At 63.8% G+C, this 18,794-nt stretch carries 21 protein-coding genes and 2 pseudogenes; 12 read left to right on the forward strand and 11 right to left on the reverse strand.

From position 1 onward, the window contains the following. Nucleotides 1-551 precede the first annotated feature (551 nt). Nucleotides 552-1,709 (forward strand): sulfite oxidase, encoded by a 1,158-nt coding sequence (locus tag NKH04_RS20295; protein ID WP_352472151.1) that lies wholly within the window; start codon nucleotides 552-554, stop codon nucleotides 1,707-1,709. 188 nt (nucleotides 1,710-1,897) lie between these two features. Here the strand turns inward: NKH04_RS20295 and NKH04_RS20300 are convergent, their stop codons facing one another. Together NKH04_RS20300 and NKH04_RS20305 are read right to left on the reverse strand one after the other, a co-directional pair. Beyond that, the gene (locus tag NKH04_RS20300; protein ID WP_352472153.1) at nucleotides 1,898-2,809 is read right to left on the reverse strand and encodes a sigma-70 family RNA polymerase sigma factor; all 912 of its coding nucleotides are present in this window, start codon (nucleotides 2,807-2,809) and stop codon (nucleotides 1,898-1,900) included. Between the two features lie 8 nt (nucleotides 2,810-2,817). Beyond that, nucleotides 2,818-3,129, reverse strand: coding sequence for a hypothetical protein (locus tag NKH04_RS20305; RefSeq protein WP_352472155.1), 312 nt, complete (start codon nucleotides 3,127-3,129; stop codon nucleotides 2,818-2,820). A gap of 144 nt (nucleotides 3,130-3,273) precedes the next feature. Here NKH04_RS20305 and NKH04_RS20310 point away from each other — a divergent pair, with 144 nt between their 5' ends. Further along, on the forward strand, nucleotides 3,274-3,639 hold the full coding sequence (locus tag NKH04_RS20310) for a VOC family protein (protein ID WP_352472157.1): 366 nt from the start codon (nucleotides 3,274-3,276) through the stop codon (nucleotides 3,637-3,639). A 230-nt stretch (nucleotides 3,640-3,869) separates the two neighbouring features. Beyond that, on the forward strand, nucleotides 3,870-4,094 hold the full coding sequence (locus NKH04_RS20315; protein WP_031213090.1) for a hypothetical protein: 225 nt from the start codon (nucleotides 3,870-3,872) through the stop codon (nucleotides 4,092-4,094). 24 nt (nucleotides 4,095-4,118) lie between these two features. Here the strand turns inward: NKH04_RS20315 and NKH04_RS20320 are convergent, their stop codons facing one another. From NKH04_RS20320 to NKH04_RS20340, 5 genes are all read right to left on the reverse strand, one after another. Then, nucleotides 4,119-5,342, reverse strand: a complete 1,224-nt coding sequence (locus tag NKH04_RS20320; protein ID WP_353044826.1) for an MFS transporter — start codon at nucleotides 5,340-5,342, stop codon at nucleotides 4,119-4,121. After that, entirely contained in the window at nucleotides 5,339-6,715 is a 1,377-nt protein-coding gene (locus tag NKH04_RS20325) for an FAD-dependent oxidoreductase (protein ID WP_353044827.1), read from the reverse strand. Before NKH04_RS20325 ends, NKH04_RS20320 begins: the two co-directional genes overlap by 4 nt. 50 nt (nucleotides 6,716-6,765) lie before the next feature. After that, the gene (locus tag NKH04_RS20330) at nucleotides 6,766-7,098 is read right to left on the reverse strand and encodes an ArsR/SmtB family transcription factor (protein ID WP_352920255.1); all 333 of its coding nucleotides are present in this window, start codon (nucleotides 7,096-7,098) and stop codon (nucleotides 6,766-6,768) included. 69 nt (nucleotides 7,099-7,167) lie between these two features. Then, nucleotides 7,168-7,590: an arsenate reductase (glutaredoxin) gene (gene arsC / locus NKH04_RS20335; protein ID WP_352920257.1), complete on the reverse strand. Its 423-nt coding sequence runs from the start codon at nucleotides 7,588-7,590 to the stop codon at nucleotides 7,168-7,170. A gap of 879 nt (nucleotides 7,591-8,469) precedes the next feature. After that, nucleotides 8,470-9,093: an NAD(P)H-dependent oxidoreductase gene (locus NKH04_RS20340; protein ID WP_352920260.1), complete on the reverse strand. Its 624-nt coding sequence runs from the start codon at nucleotides 9,091-9,093 to the stop codon at nucleotides 8,470-8,472. 284 nt (nucleotides 9,094-9,377) lie between these two features. Here NKH04_RS20340 and NKH04_RS20345 point away from each other — a divergent pair, with 284 nt between their 5' ends. Beyond that, nucleotides 9,378-10,121 carry an SDR family oxidoreductase gene (locus tag NKH04_RS20345; protein ID WP_352834112.1) on the forward strand — a complete coding sequence of 248 codons (744 nt, stop codon included), beginning with the start codon at nucleotides 9,378-9,380 and terminating at the stop codon, nucleotides 10,119-10,121. 46 nt (nucleotides 10,122-10,167) lie between these two features. On the opposite strand, the gene NKH04_RS20350 is transcribed toward NKH04_RS20345, so the two are convergent. Further along, complete coding sequence (locus tag NKH04_RS20350) at nucleotides 10,168-10,758, reverse strand: DUF922 domain-containing Zn-dependent protease (RefSeq protein WP_352834109.1); 591 nt, start codon at nucleotides 10,756-10,758, stop codon at nucleotides 10,168-10,170. A gap of 115 nt (nucleotides 10,759-10,873) precedes the next feature. Between NKH04_RS20350 and NKH04_RS20355 the strand changes: the two genes are divergently transcribed. Continuing rightward, nucleotides 10,874-11,638: a pseudouridine synthase gene (locus tag NKH04_RS20355; RefSeq protein WP_352920263.1), complete on the forward strand. Its 765-nt coding sequence runs from the start codon at nucleotides 10,874-10,876 to the stop codon at nucleotides 11,636-11,638. A 260-nt stretch (nucleotides 11,639-11,898) separates the two neighbouring features. Here NKH04_RS20355 and NKH04_RS20360 read toward each other — a convergent pair whose 3' ends face one another. After that, nucleotides 11,899-12,408, reverse strand: coding sequence for a hypothetical protein (locus NKH04_RS20360; RefSeq protein WP_352920266.1), 510 nt, complete (start codon nucleotides 12,406-12,408; stop codon nucleotides 11,899-11,901). Nucleotides 12,409-12,542: 134 nt separating this feature from the next. On the opposite strand from NKH04_RS20360, the pseudogene NKH04_RS20365 reads away from it, so the two are divergent. The 4 genes and pseudogenes from NKH04_RS20365 to NKH04_RS20380 all read left to right on the forward strand — a co-directional run. After that, nucleotides 12,543-12,740 (forward strand): annotated as a pseudogene (locus tag NKH04_RS20365) (pseudouridine synthase); the annotation flags it as partial. Nucleotides 12,741-12,885: 145 nt separating this feature from the next. Further along, nucleotides 12,886-13,233 (forward strand): hypothetical protein, encoded by a 348-nt coding sequence (locus NKH04_RS20370; protein ID WP_353044828.1) that lies wholly within the window; start codon nucleotides 12,886-12,888, stop codon nucleotides 13,231-13,233. Beyond that, entirely contained in the window at nucleotides 13,234-13,824 is a 591-nt protein-coding gene (locus tag NKH04_RS20375; protein ID WP_352579470.1) for an RES family NAD+ phosphorylase, read from the forward strand. Nucleotides 13,825-13,893: 69 nt separating this feature from the next. Then, nucleotides 13,894-14,181, forward strand: coding sequence for a hypothetical protein (locus tag NKH04_RS20380; RefSeq protein WP_352472174.1), 288 nt, complete (start codon nucleotides 13,894-13,896; stop codon nucleotides 14,179-14,181). A 74-nt stretch (nucleotides 14,182-14,255) separates the two neighbouring features. Here NKH04_RS20380 and NKH04_RS20385 read toward each other — a convergent pair. Beyond that, nucleotides 14,256-14,382 (reverse strand): annotated as a pseudogene (locus NKH04_RS20385) (HAD family hydrolase); the annotation flags it as partial. Between the two features lie 88 nt (nucleotides 14,383-14,470). On the opposite strand from NKH04_RS20385, the gene NKH04_RS20390 reads away from it, so the two are divergent. Together NKH04_RS20390 and NKH04_RS20395 are read left to right on the forward strand one after the other, a co-directional pair. Then, nucleotides 14,471-15,862, forward strand: a complete 1,392-nt coding sequence (locus NKH04_RS20390) for an NfeD family protein (protein WP_352920269.1) — start codon at nucleotides 14,471-14,473, stop codon at nucleotides 15,860-15,862. After that, nucleotides 15,859-16,629: a slipin family protein gene (locus tag NKH04_RS20395; RefSeq protein WP_023680344.1), complete on the forward strand. Its 771-nt coding sequence runs from the start codon at nucleotides 15,859-15,861 to the stop codon at nucleotides 16,627-16,629. Before NKH04_RS20390 ends, NKH04_RS20395 begins: the two co-directional genes overlap by 4 nt. A 38-nt stretch (nucleotides 16,630-16,667) precedes the next feature. Here the strand turns inward: NKH04_RS20395 and NKH04_RS20400 are convergent, their stop codons facing one another. Then, entirely contained in the window at nucleotides 16,668-17,597 is a 930-nt protein-coding gene (locus tag NKH04_RS20400; RefSeq protein WP_352920272.1) for a LysR family transcriptional regulator, read from the reverse strand. A gap of 105 nt (nucleotides 17,598-17,702) precedes the next feature. Here NKH04_RS20400 and NKH04_RS20405 point away from each other — a divergent pair, with 105 nt between their 5' ends. Then, nucleotides 17,703-18,713 carry a zinc-dependent alcohol dehydrogenase family protein gene (locus NKH04_RS20405; protein WP_352564187.1) on the forward strand — a complete coding sequence of 337 codons (1,011 nt, stop codon included), beginning with the start codon at nucleotides 17,703-17,705 and terminating at the stop codon, nucleotides 18,711-18,713. The last annotated feature ends 81 nt before the right edge of the window (nucleotides 18,714-18,794 follow it).

Genomic DNA, 18,794 nt, shown 5'->3' on the forward strand with positions numbered 1-18,794 from the left:
TCTGCCGCGCCCGAGCCAGGCGGCCTGCTTGCTGGCCACCTCGTTATGCAGATTGGTTCTGATGTGCCGCCCGGGCCCGCCCTCCTCCTGCAAATGCGACATTCGAGGCGGCCCTGGTCGTCAGACCAAAAGCGTTGCGGTGCCCCAGGCAATCAGGGCGATGCCGGCCGCCCGGCCAACCCACGGGCCGGCAGGAAACACCGGTTCGACGAGAACCCGCGAAGGTCCGGAAATGACCCAGAAGCGGGCGTTCGGCAGCGATCAGAGCAGCAACGATTTTGGCAGGACCGGAAATCGGCATGGAATGCTGCAATCATCATCATGTCCCGTCCAAGTTGTGGACAGTTCCTTCTCAAAGGCGCACTCTTACCATGCGAAACGCGAGCTGGCGTTTCGTGCAACGCTTCACATGCTTGACTTGCGTCGGTGATTATCTGACCTACCCGGATACTTCCGGGTGGGCAGACCTCACATTGTGTCGCCTATCCGTGATCAGGCTACGGCCTAAGGCACGTTGCAGCCCGTTCCGGATCAACTGGGAGGTAAACAACATGCCTGATTTTCAGCGCAGAGAACTTCTTGTTCAAGGAAGCGCGGCTCTTGCCGCAATTGCTGCTCTCTATACCTCGCGCCGGGCTTACGCTTTTCCAACACGGCCGAACGAGGAAGTTATTCGATGGCTGGATCAGCCGACCGAAAATCCCGATCCGGTGGGTATCCAGAAGCAGCTTGTCTGGGAGGATTTGGATAGCTGGATAACGCCAAACGACAAGTTCTTCAGCATCTCGCATTTCAACCGACCAACGATCGACGAGAAGACATGGTCGATGGAGATCGGAGGCCTGGTCAAGAAGCCCCTCGAGTTAACGCTCGCCGACATCAGGGCGCGACCGCGGCAGGAGGTCGTTTTCACAGTGGAATGCTCGGGCAACCACGGGTTTCCCTTTTTCACCGGCGGCATCGGCAATGCTCGCTGGGCAGGGACGCCGCTCGCCCCGATCCTTGAGGAAGCTGGCGTTCTGGAGAAGGGCATCGAGGTCGTCTTTTTCGGTACCGACACAGGCGAGATCCCGATACGCGACGTCAAGATGCAGCAGAACTTCGCTCGTAGCATGTCGCTCGCCGACGCGATGAACCCCGACAATCTCCTCTGCTATGAAATGAACGGGGCCGCCTTGCCGGCGCCCAATGGCTTCCCGGTACGGCTCATTGCGCCAGGCTGGTACGGGATCGCCAACGTCAAGTGGCTAAAGCGCATCGAGGTTCGCGATACGCGGTTCATGAGCCTTCTGATGGCCCGTGACTATGTCACCATCCGGGAGGAGGACCACAACGGCGAGACCGTATGGGCCGAGACGTCAGTCGGGCGAGCGCTGATAAAGTCCGCGCCTGCGAAGGTTACCCGGAAAGATTCAGATTACCGCATCGTTGGGGCAGCCTGGGGGGCGCCGATCGACCGGGTCGAAGTGCAAATCGATCAAGGGCCTTGGACACCAGCGACCATTGACCACAGTGAGGAGGCCGAACACGCCTGGAAAATATGGTCCCTGGCTTGGGCAAATCCCTCTCCTGGAGAACACACCGTGACCTCGCGCGCGGTCAGCACCACAGGACAAATTCAACCGGCGATGGACGATCCCTTGATAGCCAAGAAACACACATACTGGGAAAGCAATGGCCAAGTGACGCGCCGCGTGCGTATCGGCTAGAGGATTCTGCCGCCAAATGGAGTCATGTGGCGTCCGCATAAATGCGGCAAAACAGATAGTTAGAGCGAGTTACCGGTTCTAAGAGAACCGGAACCGCTCTAAGAACGTGCTGCCATGTGGCAATTGCGTTTAGGTCAAACAGCAGGAGGCTGCCTGATCGCCATTTCGCACCATTTCCAGCGCTCTCCTCACCCCTCCACGGCCCTGATCTCCGCGTCGACCAGGCACCAGGGCGCATAGCGGAAGTCGCGGATCTGGATGACCTGATCGTTCCGCCACTCGACCAGCATGAAGCCGCGCACCGCGCCGTCGGCCGCTTGCGGGTGGCGGATCAGGATCGCCGGCCTGTCGTCGACGAAGCCGAGCGACAATGTCCAGTCGCTGATACGGGCATAATTGCCGAAATAGGTCGACACCTCGGCCTTGCCGCGCAGGCGGACGCGGTTGACGACGTCGAGCCGCACGTCCTCGGCGATCAGTGCCCTGACCGCGTCGAAGTCGCGCGCGTTGAACAGGTCGACATAGCGCCGCAGCCGGCGCTCGTCATCGGCGTCGAGCCTCGGCGCAAGCGCCTGTTCGGGCTGCAGCGCCAGCAACTTGAGCTGCGCCCGCCCGCGATGCAGCGCGGCCTTGGTGGCGGCGAGCGTCGCGCCGGTGACTTCGCAGGTCTCATGCAGGCTGAGCCCGAGCACGTCGACCAGGATCACGGCGCTGCGCTGCGGCACCGAAAGCTGCATGAAGGAGCGCAGGCCGGTCTGGGCGGCGAGCCGGCTGTCGGCGCTGCCGGAGGGATCCTCGATCACGCTCATGTCGGCCTCGGTCATGCGCGACCTTTCCCGATTGCGCCGCCGCAGATGATCCTGCGCGGCATTGTGGGCTATGCGAAACAGCCATTGCTCGGGACGTTCGACGATCGCACCCCCGTCGATCGCCTGCAGCGCCTTGATCAGGACCTCCTGGACGATGTCCTCGCCGTCGATCACCGAGCCGGCCATACGCGCGCAGTAGCGATGCAGCCTTGGCCGCAACCCGACGAGCATCACCTCCAAAGTCGCCCTGTTCATTTTCGGCGTAGCGTCCCATTTCTGCGCGAGCGGCATGGCGGGCGCTACCCGGCTTTCTGATCCGCCAGCATACGATAGTTGCCGATGACTTTGACAGGCGATCGCATTGCCGGGGTCGAACGGCGCTGGGCGTGGTTTTCCGCAAATGCCTTGAAGGCGGCAAGCCCGGTCAGCGCCGACGAATCGCCGTCCTGGCCGACGATGTGGACGAACGAGCCGTCGTCCAGCTCGAGCACAAGATAGCACATCGTCGGCGGTGCCGCCTCGCCCAGCGCTTCAAATACTTTTTCGACCAGCACGCGGTTATCTGCCAGGTCGGCTTGGTTCACACCGTATCGAATGAGCGCGTAGTCCATCGTCGTCTCCTGACTGGTTGGTATGAACGAAGGACGACCGGCTGCGCTGAAAAGATTCTCCTTGCCGACGAATCTTTTCGGTTGCCCGCATCGTCTTTCCCGCGTGGGCGGCTGCGCGGCAGCCATCAAGCAGGAGAGACGATCATGCATATCCAGTTTGCCGAGCTTCCGGTGTTCGAGCAGGACCGCGCCAAGGCGTTCTACACCAGGCATCTCGCCTGCCAGGTCATGGCCGACCAGAAGATGGGTGATGGCGGCTGGCGCTGGATCGAGCTGGCATTTCCGCATGCCGTGACGAACCTGCATTTTGTCAGGCGCGCCGACGACGCTCCCGGAGCGGAGCCCGTATTGGTGCTGGTCGACGAAAATGTCGGGGCAATGATCGCGGCGCTGAAGAAGGACGGCGTCGAGATCGTCACCGAACCGCATGAGGCGCCGTGGCAGCCGGGGCGCACGGTGGCGGAGTTTCGCGACAGCGAAGGCAACCGCATGGTCCTCGCCAGCCGCTAAGCCACCGGAGCCCTCTGTCCGGCGGGGCGTCGTACCTAAGTCCTACCTCCGGCCGGACCATCGGCCGTGCTTCCTACCTATTATTATTTCGTGACCGCTGCGCGCCGGAACCTTCCCTTGCATCGGGCGTTCGGGCGCTGTATCGCGATGCCTCATATTTAGGCAGGCGGAGGAAATACGAATAAGGGCGGGTGGCAAAACAAACATGGGCCGGGGAGGAGCATCTTACCATGTCGAACCGTAAAATCGGAATGTCCCACAGTTTGGGGCTGCGCGTCGCTGACCTCAAATCCAGAATGCAAAGTGCCCAGATTACCGAGCATGAGATCAAGACGTTTCAAAAGGTTGCCGCCATTATGGGCGGCGCCAAAGGCTCACTGCGCCTCGATGCGGACGATCTGATCGCCGCGTCTTTCCTTGTCGATCCCTTGGAAGATCTCCCGCTCTCCAGTTGAAGGCGCTGAACGCAGGTCGAAATCCTATCGGGTTTGAACCTGCGATTGCCGCCGGCGGAGCATCCGCCAGCCCAAGCCGCATGCGAGGATGACGTTGGCCAGCGCTAGACCAGAAAGCGCGGCCAACGTCCCGTGCGGGCCGAAGCGCTCCAGCAGCAATGCGCCGGCCGAGGGTGCCGCCGCCTGGGCGATCAGGCTCGGCATGGCGAGGCGGCCCATCAGTCTCGCGTAGCCGTTAGAGCCGAACAGCGCGAGCGGCAACGTCCCCCGCGCGATGGATTCCAGGCCGATGCCTGCGCCGTAGAAGCCGAGCGCCAGCGGGATGATTGGCATGCCGGCCCAGAGCGTCGAAACGCCGATCGCCACAAACGTAACCGAGGCAAACTTGGTGAAAATCGGATGGTGGTAGCGCGCGATCATCATCTCGATCGCGCGCGCCGCCACCTGTGATGGACCAACCAGCACGCCGAGCCCGACGGCTGCGGCAAGCGCCATGCCGCTGCCTTGCAGGATTGTGAGCAGATGCACCGATAGTGTCGACGAGATCACCGCTGCGAGTGTCAGGGTCGCGGCCAGAACGATCATGATCGACGGATCGGCTTGGTTGTCGAGAATGGGTGCCGCCTTCTTCACTCCCGGTTTGACTGCCGGTTGCGGCGGCTCCCGGGGCAGGATCACCAGATAGAGCGGCAGCGCAATTGCCAGCTGAAAGGCGGCGTAAACCAGGCAGGTGCCGCGCCAGCCGACCTCCCCCAGCAGCAAGGCTGAGATCGGCCAGCAGATGGTGCTCGCAAGGCCGCTGAACAGCGTCAGCATGGTGATGGCGGAGCGCGCGCCCTGGCCGTAGTGGCGGCCAAGCGTCGCGAAAGCGGCATCGTAGAGCCCTGCCCCCATGCCCAGGCCGATGACCAGCCAGGCCGCGATATAGGCCGCAAGATTAGGGGCAAGAGCCAGCCCGATCTGGCCGAGCCCGATGCATCCGGCGCTGAACGCCAGAACGTTGCGGCCGCCATGCCGCTCGATCGACGAGCCGACGCGCGGAGAGATCAATCCTGCCGTGAGCAAGCCGAGAGACAGGCCGCCGACAACCCATGCCAGCGGCCAGCCGGTATCGGAGGAGACTGCCGGCGCGATGACCGCGGGAAGATAGTAGGAAGACCCCCACGCCATGATCTGCGTCAGGCCAAGCGCGGTGATGATCGCGCCGCGGCTGCGCACGATGGCCGGCGAAGGCGGCGAAAGACTCATGCCGCGACGCTGCAGCCACAGCCGCCTTTGCCGACCGCCTTCGCCTTGGCGTCGGCGACACAGCAGGCGCTCGAAGCCGCCGGCGCCGGACCGCCGCAGCACCCCTTGTCGGCAATGCCGATCCGCGGCACGGTGCAGACGCCGGTCTCGGGCAGCACGAGCTGGACATTGTCGGCCGCCACCATGTCTCCGGCGATCGCCGCCGCGACCGAGCGGACCTGCTCATACCCGGTCAGCAGCAGGAAGGTCGGTGCGCGGCCATAGCTCTTGATGCCGACTGTGTAGAACCCTTGCTCTGGATGGCTGAGCTCACCGTGGCCGTGCGGCGGCACGTCGCCGCAGGAGTGCTCGTTGGGATCGATCAACGGTCCCAGTGCCTTGACGCTTTCCAGCCATGGATCGAGCTCGAGCCGAAGCTCACGGGTCAGCGACAGATCCGGGCGTTGCCCGGTCGCGGCGATGATGCGGTCGACCGGGCCAAGCGCCTGCAAACCGTCCCTGGTCTGGCCTTCGACGACCAGCCGGCCGTTGGCATCGCGGATCGAAACAGCCGCAAAGCCCGTCACCAGCCTGACGCCGCCGCTCTCGGCGAGTTCGCGCACTTCGGCGCCGAGTTCGCCGCGTGCCGGCAATTGGTCGGCATCACCGCCACCGTAGATGCGCACCAGGTCGGTGCCGCGCGTTGTCCAGATGAAAGCGGTGCCGGCCTCCACATTTGCCAGGCTGGCGAGATCCAGCACCGCATTGGCGGCCGAATGGCCGGAGCCGGCGACCAGCGTCGTCTTCCCACCATAAAGGCTGCGGTCGCGGCCGAGAATATCGGGGATGCCGTAGGCGATGCGGTCGGCAAATTCGGCCTCGCCTTCTGCAGGAATTCCGCCGGCGCCGAGCGGGTTCGGCATCTGCCAGGTTCCCGAAGCATCGATGACGGCACGTGCGCTGTCGCGTCTTGTACCATCGGCAGTCTCGACCGCCAGCATGAACGGCCGGTTCTCGCGTCCCTTGCTCAGCACCTTGTCGGCGCCCCAGCGCGAAATGCCGACGACCCGGGCGCCGGTTTCGATCGACGGCGACAATTGCGGAAGCTTTGCAAGCGGCTCGAGATAATCAGCGACGAGGTCGTCCGCGGTTGGGAATGCCTCGGGCTCAGGCATCCGCCAGCCATGCGCCTCGAGCAGGTTTCTAGCCGCCTGATCGACGCAATAGCGCCAGGGCGTGAACACCCGGACATGGCCCCAATCCCTGAGGTTGGATGCAACCGTATTGCCGGCTTCGTAGACTTTGACAGGAATACCTTGCGCGATGAGGTGGACCGCTGCCGCCAGACCGACCGGCCCGGCGCCGATCACCGCGACCGGGAGCTTTTCGATCATTTCCATATCTTCCATCCTTCCGGTAATTTCGAATTATGGTGCCAAAAAAATCACGCCGCCGTCTTGGCCGTCGCTTCCGCCGATGCCGGCGCACAGGTGGCGTCGGCGCAGCATTCGTCCGCGAGGTATCCGATGAGCCCATTCATGGCGGGATAGTTGGCCCGGCAGATCAGCGTCGTCGCCTGCCGCTCCTGCGTCACCAGGCCGGTGTCGACCAGCCGCTTGAGGTGATGCGACAGCGTCGAGGCGGCGATGCCGAGCCTGTCCTGGATGCGCCCGACCGGAAGCCCCTCATCGCCCGCCCGGACCAGGGTGCGGTAGAGCTGCAACCGCGTCGGGTTGCCGAGGGCTTCAAGTTGCAAGGCTGCTTTTTCGAGTCTCATGGAAATAAGCTATTTCCAGAATCGCTGCACGTCAAGCGGATTTCGACAAAAATCGAAATAGGCCGATATCTAGGCGACGCGCTTGCCGCTGGCGTCGATGACGACCTCGCCGTCCTCCTTGGTGAACGGGCCGATATCCGGATTGGGCAGGATATCGAGCACGGCTTCGGAGGGTCGGGCGAGCATGGTGCCGAGCGGCGTCACCACGATCGGCCGGTTGATCAGGATCGGATGCGCCAGCATGAAATCGAGGATCTCGTCGTCGCTCCACTTCGGGTCGCCCAGGCCAAGTTCGGCATAGGGCGTGCCCTTTTCGCGCAGCAATTGGCGCGGCGTCATGCCCATCGCTGCGATCAGCTCGACGAGCTTTTCGCGCGACGGCGGATTTTTTAGATATTCGACCACCTCAGGCTCCTCGCCGGACTGCCTGATCATGGCCAGCGTGTTGCGCGAGGTGCCGCAATCGGGGTTGTGGTAGATGGTGACGGTCATTGCGCGGCCTTCATCTGTCCGATCTGTTTTGGTTCGGCGAGCAGCCACCCTGCAAAGGCCATGGCGAGCAATCGCTTTAGACCTAAAGTTGAATCAGCCGCTTACTTCACGGGTTTGCGCCGCCCCATGCCTGCTTGCTGGCGTCGTTGTAGACGGAGCGAGGGACGCTGCCTTCGACAATTTCGCAAAGCGCCAACGTTGCAAGCATGGCGCCAGCGTTGCGGCCGGGTCTATCTCCCCGTTTATGGCAGGGCTATCGCAGATGGAAAGCGGAGGCTTTCGCTCTACGCTTTCGCTCTACGAAGGACCCACCCCTAACCCCTCCCCACAAGGGGGAGGGAGACTTCCGTCGGCGCCGACCTCGGCAAATTGCCTGCTTTTCGGCGCCAAGGGGAAGTAAAGGCACGCGGCAGCGTTCCCTCCCCCTTGTGGGGAGGGGTTAGGGGTGGGGGTCCCTTCTTCGTAAGAATCCACATGCGATTTGCCCTGCCCCTACGGGAGATGCCAAGTGGGGCGAAGGAATACGAGTTTGCAATCGTTCTGAGCAGCGACCTCGGACGAGCAGGAATTCGGATTTTCTATCGCCACGGCGTATTTTGTTCTTGCTTTGTGCCGGCAGCTATGCTACTAGTTTGGGTATGGTGCTAATTGGCTCCCAACGACCCGCCTCCGAGGCGGGTTTTTCGTTTCAGGCGTTGCAGCGTTCGGTAGGTGGGTCCGTCAAGTCCATATTCGATTGCCCTGCCGTTTACGGGGAGAAACGCCCGGCAGGGCCAGAGGGGCGGCGCCTACTTCGATAACTGGCCGTCCCCAACACCAACCTGGCGCAATCGCCCGTCCAAAGCGATTGCCCGCGCCGGCGACGGCCCACCCGGCTGATCAGCCAGGCACTATGGTGGCGACCGCATCAGCGCGGCCAAGGCCGGCAACCGCTTTTCTGACCCGCTGCAAATGCGCCTGGCGTCCGGCGGCCGAGACGCTGTCCATCCGGTAGAGCGCCAGGAATTTGGTCCGGCACAGCGGATGGCAGACGGAGCGGAAGCCGCGCAGCAGGGTCCGCCGGCCGGGCTGTCCCATGATCCACGACATCAGCGGCGTGGCGCCACATGTGGTCATTGCCATCACCCGGCGTATGTGCCGCAATTTGGGCCGCGGGCCGCGTCGTGCCGTCGGCATCTCGAAAGCGAAGCCCGGCACCAGCACACGCTCCAGCCAACCTTTCAGCATCGCCGGCAGGCCATACCACCAGGTCGGATAGATGAAGACGACCGCCTCCGCCCAGAGCAGCTCCTGCGCATGTTCGTGCACCGGTTGCAGGTTCGCCGCCTTGTCGTGGTAACCGCGCCATTCCTGCGTGCGCATGACCGGATCGAAGCCGGCCGCATAGAGGTCGAGCAGGTGGACCTGGTGTCTGCTTTCGGCAAGCGTCTCCAGCACCGTGTCGCGCACGGCGCCGCTGAAGCTGTCGGCGCAGGGATGGCAATGGACGACGAGGACCTTCATCTGGCGCTCAGACCTGTCGGTCGCGAGAGGATCGCGGGGGTGCATGCAAGCGTCGCATGCAAACAAGCCACCCGCAGACGTAGTCGATCAGCTGTTTTCATGCGAAGCCCCGCAGCCCCCATATCAAGACGCAACACCTCCGGTCGCGTCAAGGCCCGTTCGTGCGCAGACGTGGGCTTGCTGGGGCCAAAACCCTAACGGTGGATTCGGTTTTCGATCAGCATTGTTGCCCGAAAGCCTGCGCCCTAGCTTCACGGCGTGTCCAAAGCGTCAGGAGAGAAAACATGCAGACAGGAAAACTGAGCGGCAAGATCGCCTTGGTGACTGGCGCCTCCTCCGGCATCGGCGAGGCCACCGCCCTGGCGCTGGCGGCCGAGGGCGCCACGCTGGCGATTGCCGCGCGGCGCGCCGAGCGGCTGGACGATCTGGCGAAGCGGATCCGTGAGACCGGCAGCGCGGCACTGCCGATTGCCGTCGACGTCGCCGACGAAGCGCAAGCCACGGCGATGGTCGAGCGGGTCCAGCAGGAGTACGGCCGGCTCGACATGCTGCTTGCGGTTGCCGGGGTCGGCGTCGCCGCGCCGTTCCGCAACACGACGCCGGAAGAATACCGCCGGATGGTCGACGTCAACATCCTGGGCCTGCTTTATCCGATCCATGCGGCACTGCCGTCGATGCAGCGGCAAGGCGCCGGCCACATCGTCGTGGTCTCGTCCGGCACCGGCCGTTACATCCACCCTTCGGTGGTCTATTCCGGCACCAAGCACGCGGTGAGCGCGATGGCGGAATCGCTGCGCCGCGAGATCGGCAAGGATGGCATCCGCGTCACCTGCATCGAGCCTGGCGCCGTCAAGACCGAGTTCACCCAGAATATGCGTGCCGATGTGCGCCAGGCGGTCGAGCAAAGGCTGGACGACATGGAGCAGCTGGAAAGCGAGGATATCGCCGCCGCCATCCTGTATGCGGTGAGCCAGCCGCCACGGGTCAACGTCAACATCCTGACGCTCTATCCGACCGAGCAGGCGTGAGGGCCGCAAAGGTGGTACCCTGCGCCGCCCCCGCAGCCCTGCAGCGTCATCCGCCGGTCATCAGCGTGAACACAAGCTGCCGCAACTTGCCGCCCGGGCCGAAGTCGACCCGGTCGAAATCGCGGCTCGCCTGCCGTTGTGCCTGCGAGATTCCGGCGAGCCGTCTCGTCACTTCGATCCTGATCTTGCTGCAGCCACGGTCATCGGCGACGGTCAGGCCAATGGTGGCCGCCTCGATCTTGTGCACCATGTCGACGATGCTGGCGCCGTGCACCTTCTCGTGGGCGGCGAGGCCGGCTGCGAAAACCTCCCAGTTCTTCTGGATTGCGCCCGGCAGCCGCGCGGCCGGCTTCGGCAAGGTGTAGGTGATGATCAGCTTCGGTCGCGCCGACACCAGCACGCAGGCGTCGCCTTGCGGCTGGTAGTCCCTCACCCAGGTCAGCTTGAAATTGGTATGCGCGATGACGCGGCGCTCGCCGAGCAGCGGCCCGCGCCCGCCGATCGAGGCATAGAGCTCCGGCCCGGATTGCCCTGAGATGGCATAGGTCTCGACCTTCTCGACCGCCTGCCAGCCGGCATGCGCCGGCGATGTCGGCAGGAAGGCGAGCAGCAGGCAAAGGCGAACGGCTGTTTTCATGCAAGTCCTCGCAGCCGCTGCGCACGACGCAAACGATATGCAGTTCCCTTCCGTGGACATAGCCGGCGGCCGGCTATAGTGGGATGCTCGTATACAAGAATCCACAGACAACGCCATGTCGCCACGACCGAACCTTGCCCGGCAACGCCCTGCCCCCGCAGCCAATCCTCCCGGCGTCAGCCTCTGTCGCGCGCTGTCGAAGCTTGGCCTGTGCTCGCGCAAGCAGGCCGAGCTTCTGGTTGCCGAGGGGCGTGTGCGGGTCGCCGGCAAGATCGTGCGCAACGGCTCGATGCGCGTCGATCCAGGCCGCGATCGCATCGAGGTCGACGGCCGCCGCGTCGCCGCCGAGCGCAAGGTCTATCTGATGCTCAACAAGCCGCGCGGGCTGGTCACCACCCGCGACGACCCGCAGGACCGCGGCACCGTCTACGACTGCCTGGCAGGCCTCGACCTGCCTTTCGTCTCGCCGGTCGGCCGGCTCGACAAGGCGAGCGAAGGCCTGCTGTTGATGACCAACGACACGCGCTTCGCGCAGCGCCTGCTCGACCCCGCCTCGCACGTCGCCAAGACCTATCACGTGCAGATCGGTGCGCTGCCCGACGAGGCCATGCTGGCGCGGTTGCGCGCCGGCGCGACCGTCGACGGCGAATTGCTGACAGCCCGCTCGATCGAGCTGCTGCGCGGCGGCACCAGCACCGCCTGGCTGGAGATCGTGCTCGACGAGGGCCGCAACCGCCATATCCGCCGGCTGCTCGCCGCCCACGATATCGAGGTGCTGCGCCTGGTACGGATCGCGATCGGATCTCTCCAACTCGGCGACCTTGCCAAAGGCAAGGCACGCCATCTGAGGGCGGAAGAGCAGGCGCTGCTTCAGGCCTGAACTGCTGGCGGCGACTCGACAGTCAGCCAGCTGCCAGTCGAAGCCCAAGTAACGCAACAAGCAGCGCGGCGGATATCAATCTCTGTCGGTATTACATCCGTCAGCACACCACAGATCGCAGCCGGCGGCTTTGATTTTCTGCATAAAAATCTTGAGCGATTCTTGGGCGGGCATGGGAGCTGGCCAACCGACGGGACAAACAAATCGATCAAAGCCTGGCGATGGTCTCGCGTGATTCAAACCGAAATGTGAGGGGTTCATCAATCTTCATTGTCGGAAGGAGCCTTGGCTTTGCCGCACTGGGCCAGCACCTTGCCGATGGCGGCGGATGAGCCGGCAAGCGGAAAGCTGTTCTCGCCATATTTGCCCGAGGCGACCGTGACCTCGCCCTTGGAGCGCAGCAGGGCCAACAGCGGGTCGGTGCTGCTCAATTCCACGGTGAAGGTGTTGTACATTTCTTCGAGTTGAAGCGTCTTGGTCACCGCCTTGCCGCCGGCCTTGAACGCGAACGAAGCGATGCCGGGTTCCAGTTGCGGACCGCTGTCGCCCAAATCATAGCTCAGCGTCGGCTTGCCGAAACAGGCCAGCGTCAGCTGGGCGCCGCCATTCGATCCGCCGCAGACCGACGCCATCAGCACTTTGCCGCCCTCCTCTTCCTCCAGTTTCGCCGTCCAGCCGCACGGCGCGGCAAACGCCGGCTGCGCCGCTTGCAGGACGACCTGAGCGGCGACGCAACCCGCCACGACGAATTTCGCCAATCCGCTTCGCATGATCTTCCCTTCCCAAGTCATCGAACCATCGTCGGCCACGTGGCATCAAGGACTATACAAAACAAATTGTCCCGTGGCATTACCGGCGACAGGGCGCTGTAGCAATTCAGGCGATTGATTTTCGATCGAGTGGAAGCGGCACCAGCACCGCCTGGCTGGAGATCGTGCTCGACGAGGGCCGCAACCGCCACATCCGCCGGCTGCTCGCCACCCACGATATCGAGGTGCTGCGCCTGGTGCGGGTGGCGATCGGCCAATTGCAGCTCGGCGAGCTTGCCAAAGGCAAGGCACGCCATCTGAGCGCCGAAGAGCTGGCGCTGCTTCAGGCCTGAAGTGCTGGCTCCAGGGCCTTCGCACCGAACGGGTGATTGACATTAACATTCCTGTTTCATATTTTCCTTTTATGAAACCGAAATGCGACAGCGCAATTGAAGGGCTGGTCCGACGCGAAGTGGCTCGGCAGCCGGAGAGAAAAGCATGAGCACGGCGTTGCGGGCGGTCCCCAGGTTCCTGGACGAATTGGGTACGTTTGGCGGCCTCAAGGGAACCGATATTGCAAACATCACCGACGTGTCCAAGGCCACGGTTTCGAGGTGGAAGGCCGGCGACATCAAGCCCCAGCCGCGCAGCGAGCTCATTCTGTCGGACCTGCACTATATCGTCGGCCGACTGCAGGAATTCTACGAGCCAAGCGGTATCCGCACCTGGCTTTACGCTCGCCACCCGCAATTGAACGGTGAAAGGGCGATAGATCTCATTCACGACGACCGCGCCCTCGACGTGCTCAAAGTCATCGACCGGCTTGAGAACGAGGTCTTTCTGTAATTGGCGATCGCCGGGCGGATGAGACGAGACAGTCGGCTCATCGATGCTATCGAGGAAATGGTTCCGGTCGAATACTCCGGGACGGTTTGGCGTGTGGTGCGCCAGGGCCGCAGCCCGATCCAGTGCTCGAGCTCCGGCGGCCGTTGGGACGATGGAACGTTCGACGTGCTCTACACCTCGCAAGAGCGCGAAGGTGCCTTGAGCGAGATGCGATTCCACCTGACGCGGGGGCAGCCAGTGATCCCTTCGCGCGTCAGATACAATCTCTTCGAGATCGATCTTGCTTTGGACCGGACGCTCAGACTGCTCGACCTGGCAGCCTTGCAGACCCTTGGCCTCGACACCGCGCGCTACGGGCAGCTTTCGTATCAGGAAAAGCACGCCGAATATCCGAGGTCGCAAGACATCGGCGAGGCCGCGCATTTCCTCGATTATGACGGTCTGATCGTGCCCAGCGCGCGATATGATTGCCTGAACGTCGTCGCGTTTTGTGATCGGCTGCCGGCCGGAGCGATGACGATCAGAACCGATCACGGGGAAATTGCCTGGGCTAGCGGCGGCCCCGCTGCCATCCATCCCCCGCACGGGTGATGCGGCCAACGGAAGTGGCGCGCTAACATTGCCTCCAAGTGCAGAGGTCTAACGCGCAAGGGAGGATCCATGCGTATGCTCCGACTGATACCGACGCTGCTGGCGCTGCTGGCCGTCTTGCCATTGAACGCTGAAGCGACCACGAAGAAGTACCCTAAGGGCCACGGCACGAATTGCGCCGAGAAGGACCAGGCGTGCCAGAAGAAATGCCAGGCTGTGCCGATCGACTACAACAGCGTCAAATCCATCCAGGGGCGCAACGAATGTCTGAATAATTGCACCATCGGCTACGATCAGTGTCTCGGGGCACCCGCCCGAATCCAGGAACAGACAATCCAGGAGGACGCCGCGCAATAGAAGCCCGCCAGAGATGGCTCCAATGCGCAAAACATAGGTGTGATCGAATGACGGCGACAGCCCGCCGGTCGCCTTCATGTGCGGCCGCCGACTTCGTCGACATGGCGCAGCATGTCGTCGGGATCTTCATAGACGCGGAACGTGCCCGATTGGCGGAGCTTCTACGGTGCCGTAGCCGCCGCTGAGCAGGCCGACATCCAGCAGGACCGTGCGATGCGTCACCCGCCGCGCGCCGCGTCATGGATTTCGGCAAAATCCAGCCCATATTCCTAGATGTGGAGCTTTGAGCGTGAAACTCGCGCGTGCGGTCCTGCTTGCCGCGGCTTTCGTGGCTGTTGCGGCCGTTTGTCCCTCTTCAGCAACCGGAGAGGCGGACGGCCGGGAGAAAATTGTGTTGCGCGTCGAGATAGACGGCGCCATCGGTCCGGCGAGTGCCAGGCAGCTCGAGGAAGCACTGGCGGTGGCCGCGGACCGAAATGCCCAGGCTCTCATCCTGCAGATGGACACGCCCGGCGGGCTGGTCACCAGCATGCGCGAGATGATCGCCGGCATTCTCGCCTCGCCGGTTCCCGTCATCGGCTATGTCGCGCCCGCCGGCGGGCACGCGGCGAGCGCCGGAACCTACATCCTCTACGCCACCCATCTGGCGGCGATGGCGCCCGGCACCAATCTGGGCGCGGCAACGCCGATCGAGATGGGCGGGCCGCTGCCATCGTTTCCCGGCGGCAAGAACGATGGCCCGGAGGCGGACAAGGACAAGAAGAACGCACCCGCGGGCGATGCGATGATCGCCAAGGCGACGAACGATGCCGTTGCCCTGATCCGCAGCCTGGCTGAATTGCGCGGCCGCAATGCCGAATGGGGAGAAAAGGCCGTGCGCGAGGCGGCCAGCCTGTCGGCCGGCGCGGCGCTGCAGCAGCATGTCATCGACTTCGTCGCCCGTGACACCCCCGAACTGCTTCAACTGGCCGACGGCCGGACCGTCGAGATCGCCGGCAAAAAAGAGGCATTGGCGACGAAGGGGCTGCCGGTCGAAACGCTCGAACCAGGCTGGCTCATCCGGCTTCTCGCCGTCATCACGGACCCGAACATCGCCGTCATCCTGATGCTGGTCGGCGTCTATGGCCTCGTCTTCGAATTCACGAGCCCGGGCGCGGTCGCACCCGGCGTGATCGGCACGATTTGCCTTCTGCTCGGACTCTATGCGCTCAATCTCCTGCCGATCAGCTATGCCGGCCTTGCCTTGATGCTGCTTGGCATCATCTTCCTGGTCGTCGAAGCCTTGAACCCGACTGTGGTCCTTGGGCTGGGAGGCGTGGCTGCGTTTCTGCTGGGCGCAGCCATGCTGCTCAGGATCGAGGGGCCCGGCTTCGAGATGTCGTGGGCCGTTATCGGCACCGCCGCCGTCCTGACGCTCGGCCTGGCGCTGCTGACCGGCAGCTATCTGTGGGCGGCCCGCAAGAACGTTCCGCGTGTTGGCGCACAGGCCATGCAGGGGCTGCCGGCGAAGGTTCTCGACTGGCAGGGCAGCGAGGGCCACGTGCTCGCCCGGGGCGAGCGCTGGCGGGCAAAAGCCGACGAACCGCTTGCAGTGGGCGACAGCGTCGAGGTGGCCGATGTCAGGGATCTTGTGCTGACGATACGGCGCCGCAATGTGAGAAGCGATGGAGCAAGGCAATGATCATCGGTTATGTGGCCTATCTGGCAGCAGCGCTCGTCGTGGTCATGTTCCTATCCGCGGCCATTCGCATCCTGCGGGAATATGAGCGCGGCGTGGTCTTCACGCTCGGCCGCTTCACCGGGGTCAAGGGCCCCGGCCTTATCATCCTCATCCCCTTCGTGCAGCAGATGGTGAAGGTCGACCTGCGAGTGGTGGTCCAGGACGTCCCGCCGCAGGACGTGATCTCGCGCGACAACGTCTCGGTGAAGGTCAACGCAGTGCTGTATTTTCGTATCGTCGACGCCGAGCGGGCGGTGATCCAGGTTGAAGACTTCATGACCGCCACCAACCAGCTGGCACAGACCACGTTACGCTCGGTGCTCGGCAAGCATGAGCTCGATGAAATGCTGGCCGAACGTGACAAGCTCAACAGCGATATCCAGGAGATTCTCGACCAGCGCACCGATGCCTGGGGCATCAAGGTCTCCGATGTCGAGATCAAGCATGTCGACCTCAACGAGAACATGGTCCGCGCCATCGCCAAGCAGGCCGAGGCGGAACGGCTGCGGCGTGCGAAAGTGATCAATGCCGACGGCGAACAGCAGGCGGCGGCAAAGCTCGTCGAGGCCGGCAAGATGCTGGCCGAAGCACCGCAGGCCATGCAGCTACGCTATTTCGAGGCTCTCCATGACATCGCCGGTGAACGCTCGTCGACGGTCGTGTTTCCGGTGCCGATGGATCTGCTCGGTCATTTCATCAAGCAGGGTGGTGGAGGCGGAGGCGGCTGAGCGCATAATCTCCCCCCTCGAGGGGGAGATCAGCACCCTCACCTCCGCCACGGCGGGACCGGCGCAAAGCGTTTGCCGATCCAGTCGGCGAAGGCACGTGTCTTGGCGGCTTGCCCCTTGGCCGAAGGCATGACGACATAGACGGCGCCCTCGTCGGCAAGCGTCCAGTCCTCCAGCACTGGCACCAGACGGCCGTCGGCGAGCTCGCGTCCGACCAGCCAATCCGTGCTCATCATCAGTCCGACGCCTTGCACGGCGGCTTCGACCAGTACCTCGGCATCATCGGTGACCAGCGGCCCGGAGACCTCGATACTGACGCGACGGCCCGAACTGTCGGTCATCTCCCAGGCCGGAAAGGTCTGGAAACCCGAGAAGCCCAGGCAACTGTGTTCCAGCAGCGCCTCCGGCGCAGTAGGCGTGCCCCGGCGGGCGAGGTAGGACGGCGCGGCGCACAGCAGCCGCCGGCGTGTAGCGACCTTGCGCGCCACCAGCCGCGAATCCTCCAGCGCGCCGAGACGCACGGCGACATCGAAATTCTCGGCGACGAGATCGACGAAGCGGTTGGAGAACTCGGCCTCGATACGAACGTCGGGAAATTCGGCGAGAAACTGGGGCAGCAGCGGGCCGATCCACATGCGCCCGAACGAGCCGGGCAGCGCCAGCCGCAGCACGCCGCGCGGCCCGCCGCCGGCATGCGCCGACGCGACAGCCTCGGCCTCGTCGACCGCAGCCAGGATGGCGCGGACCCGGATGAGAAATTCCGAACCCGCCACGGTCAGCGACACGCTTCGTGTCGTCCGGTGCAGCAGGCGCACGCCCAACCGCTCTTCCAGCGAGGCAAGGCGCCGCGACAGGATCGTCGCGTCGCGGCCGATGCGAGCGGCCGCCCTGGTGAAGGAGCGTGCTTCGGCGATGGCCGCGAAGGCGGCCATTTCGACCAATGCTGCCGGTTCGTGCGATTGCTGCATCAGGCGCAGAGCTCAAATGTAAAACACAAGGATTATATACCAATAGCGCAGCAGCTAGTTTCACTCAATCCCGGCCCGTCAATCGGCCATCAACCGGAGTGAGACATGAAAGCGATCGAACTGACTGCCCCGAGACTGGACGCGTTTCGCGCGGCCACCGTTCCCACGCCTGAACCGCAGCGCGGCGAAGTGCTGATCCGCCTGCGCGCCGCAAGCCTCAATTTTGTCGATGTCGCGATAGCGAGCGGCAACTATCCAGGTCCGAGCTTTCCGCTCATTCCCGTCGTCGACGGCGCCGGCGAGATCGTCGGCATCGGCGAGGGCGTGTCGAGGCTCGCCATCAACGACCGCGTCATCGCCCATGCAAAACCGCGCTGGATCGGCGGCCGTCCGCGGCCTTACGAGACCAGAGAGATGCGCGGGCTGACACTGCCCGGCTCGCTCGCCGAATACGTCGCGCTGCCGGCCGATGCCGTCGTGCCGATGCCGGCGCATCTGTCCTTCGAAGCGGCAGCGACGCTGCCGATCGCCGGCACCACCGCGTGGAATGCGCTTCGCGCCGCCGATGCCGGGCCGGGGTCGGTCGTCGTCCTGCTCGGTACCGGCGGTGTCTCGATCCTGACCCTGCAGCTGGCCAAGGCAGCCGGCGCCACGGTCATCATCACCTCGTCGTCTGACGAAAAGCTGGCCCGCGCCAAGGCCTTGGGTGCGGATCATCTCATTAATTATCGTGAGACGCCGGACTGGGACGCCAAGGTGCTCGAGTTGACCGACGGGCTCGGCGCCGATCTGATCGTCGAAACCGGCGGCGCGGCGACCTTCGCCCGCTCCATCAATGCCGCGGCGCCCGGCGGCACGGTGTTCGCCATCGGCTTCGTCACCGGCGCCGAGGCCACCACGAACCTGCTGCCGATCATCATCAAGGCACTCAAGGTGGTGGGCAACAACACCGGTTCGGTATCCGACCTGCGCGACGCGGCGCGGGCCATCGGCGCCGCCCGTATCGATCCGGTCATCGACACGGTCTACAGCCAGCATCAGGCGACCGAGGCCTACGCCCATATGGCGGCCGGCGGCCGGCATTTCGGCAAGCTTGCATTCAGTCTGTCGTGGTGAGCCTGAAAAAGGCAAAGCGTTGAAGCTGCCGATCTCCCCTCTCGTGGGGAGATCGGTCGTCACCTCGGCTTTTGACAATCG

Source organism: Mesorhizobium sp. M1365, assembly GCF_040317865.1.
Taxonomy (GTDB): Bacteria; Pseudomonadota; Alphaproteobacteria; order Rhizobiales; family Rhizobiaceae; genus Mesorhizobium.

Bases quoted from the DNA above. Each gene is read 5' to 3' on its own strand.
- NKH04_RS20340 (WP_352920260.1), bottom strand. From the start codon at position 9,093: ATGAAGGTCCTCGTCGTCCATTGCCATCCCTGCGCCGACAGCTTCAGC.
- arsC (WP_352920257.1), bottom strand. From the start codon at position 7,590: ATGACCGTCACCATCTACCACAACCCCGATTGCGGCACCTCGCGCAAC.
- NKH04_RS20325 (WP_353044827.1), bottom strand. From the start codon at position 6,715: ATGATCGAAAAGCTCCCGGTCGCGGTGATCGGCGCCGGGCCGGTCGGT.
- NKH04_RS20295 (WP_352472151.1), top strand. From the start codon at position 552: ATGCCTGATTTTCAGCGCAGAGAACTTCTTGTTCAAGGAAGCGCGGCT.
- NKH04_RS20320 (WP_353044826.1), bottom strand. From the start codon at position 5,342: ATGAGTCTTTCGCCGCCTTCGCCGGCCATCGTGCGCAGCCGCGGCGCG.
- NKH04_RS20405 (WP_352564187.1), top strand. From the start codon at position 17,703: ATGAAAGCGATCGAACTGACTGCCCCGAGACTGGACGCGTTTCGCGCG.
- NKH04_RS20345 (WP_352834112.1), top strand. From the start codon at position 9,378: ATGCAGACAGGAAAACTGAGCGGCAAGATCGCCTTGGTGACTGGCGCC.
- NKH04_RS20355 (WP_352920263.1), top strand. From the start codon at position 10,874: ATGTCGCCACGACCGAACCTTGCCCGGCAACGCCCTGCCCCCGCAGCC.
- NKH04_RS20400 (WP_352920272.1), bottom strand. From the start codon at position 17,597: ATGCAGCAATCGCACGAACCGGCAGCATTGGTCGAAATGGCCGCCTTC.
- NKH04_RS20315 (WP_031213090.1), top strand. From the start codon at position 3,870: ATGTCGAACCGTAAAATCGGAATGTCCCACAGTTTGGGGCTGCGCGTC.
- NKH04_RS20380 (WP_352472174.1), top strand. From the start codon at position 13,894: ATGCGTATGCTCCGACTGATACCGACGCTGCTGGCGCTGCTGGCCGTC.
- NKH04_RS20350 (WP_352834109.1), bottom strand. From the start codon at position 10,758: ATGAAAACAGCCGTTCGCCTTTGCCTGCTGCTCGCCTTCCTGCCGACA.
- NKH04_RS20360 (WP_352920266.1), bottom strand. From the start codon at position 12,408: ATGCGAAGCGGATTGGCGAAATTCGTCGTGGCGGGTTGCGTCGCCGCT.
- NKH04_RS20300 (WP_352472153.1), bottom strand. From the start codon at position 2,809: ATGCCGCTCGCGCAGAAATGGGACGCTACGCCGAAAATGAACAGGGCG.
- NKH04_RS20395 (WP_023680344.1), top strand. From the start codon at position 15,859: ATGATCATCGGTTATGTGGCCTATCTGGCAGCAGCGCTCGTCGTGGTC.
- NKH04_RS20305 (WP_352472155.1), bottom strand. From the start codon at position 3,129: ATGGACTACGCGCTCATTCGATACGGTGTGAACCAAGCCGACCTGGCA.
- NKH04_RS20370 (WP_353044828.1), top strand. From the start codon at position 12,886: ATGAGCACGGCGTTGCGGGCGGTCCCCAGGTTCCTGGACGAATTGGGT.
- NKH04_RS20330 (WP_352920255.1), bottom strand. From the start codon at position 7,098: ATGAGACTCGAAAAAGCAGCCTTGCAACTTGAAGCCCTCGGCAACCCG.
- NKH04_RS20310 (WP_352472157.1), top strand. From the start codon at position 3,274: ATGCATATCCAGTTTGCCGAGCTTCCGGTGTTCGAGCAGGACCGCGCC.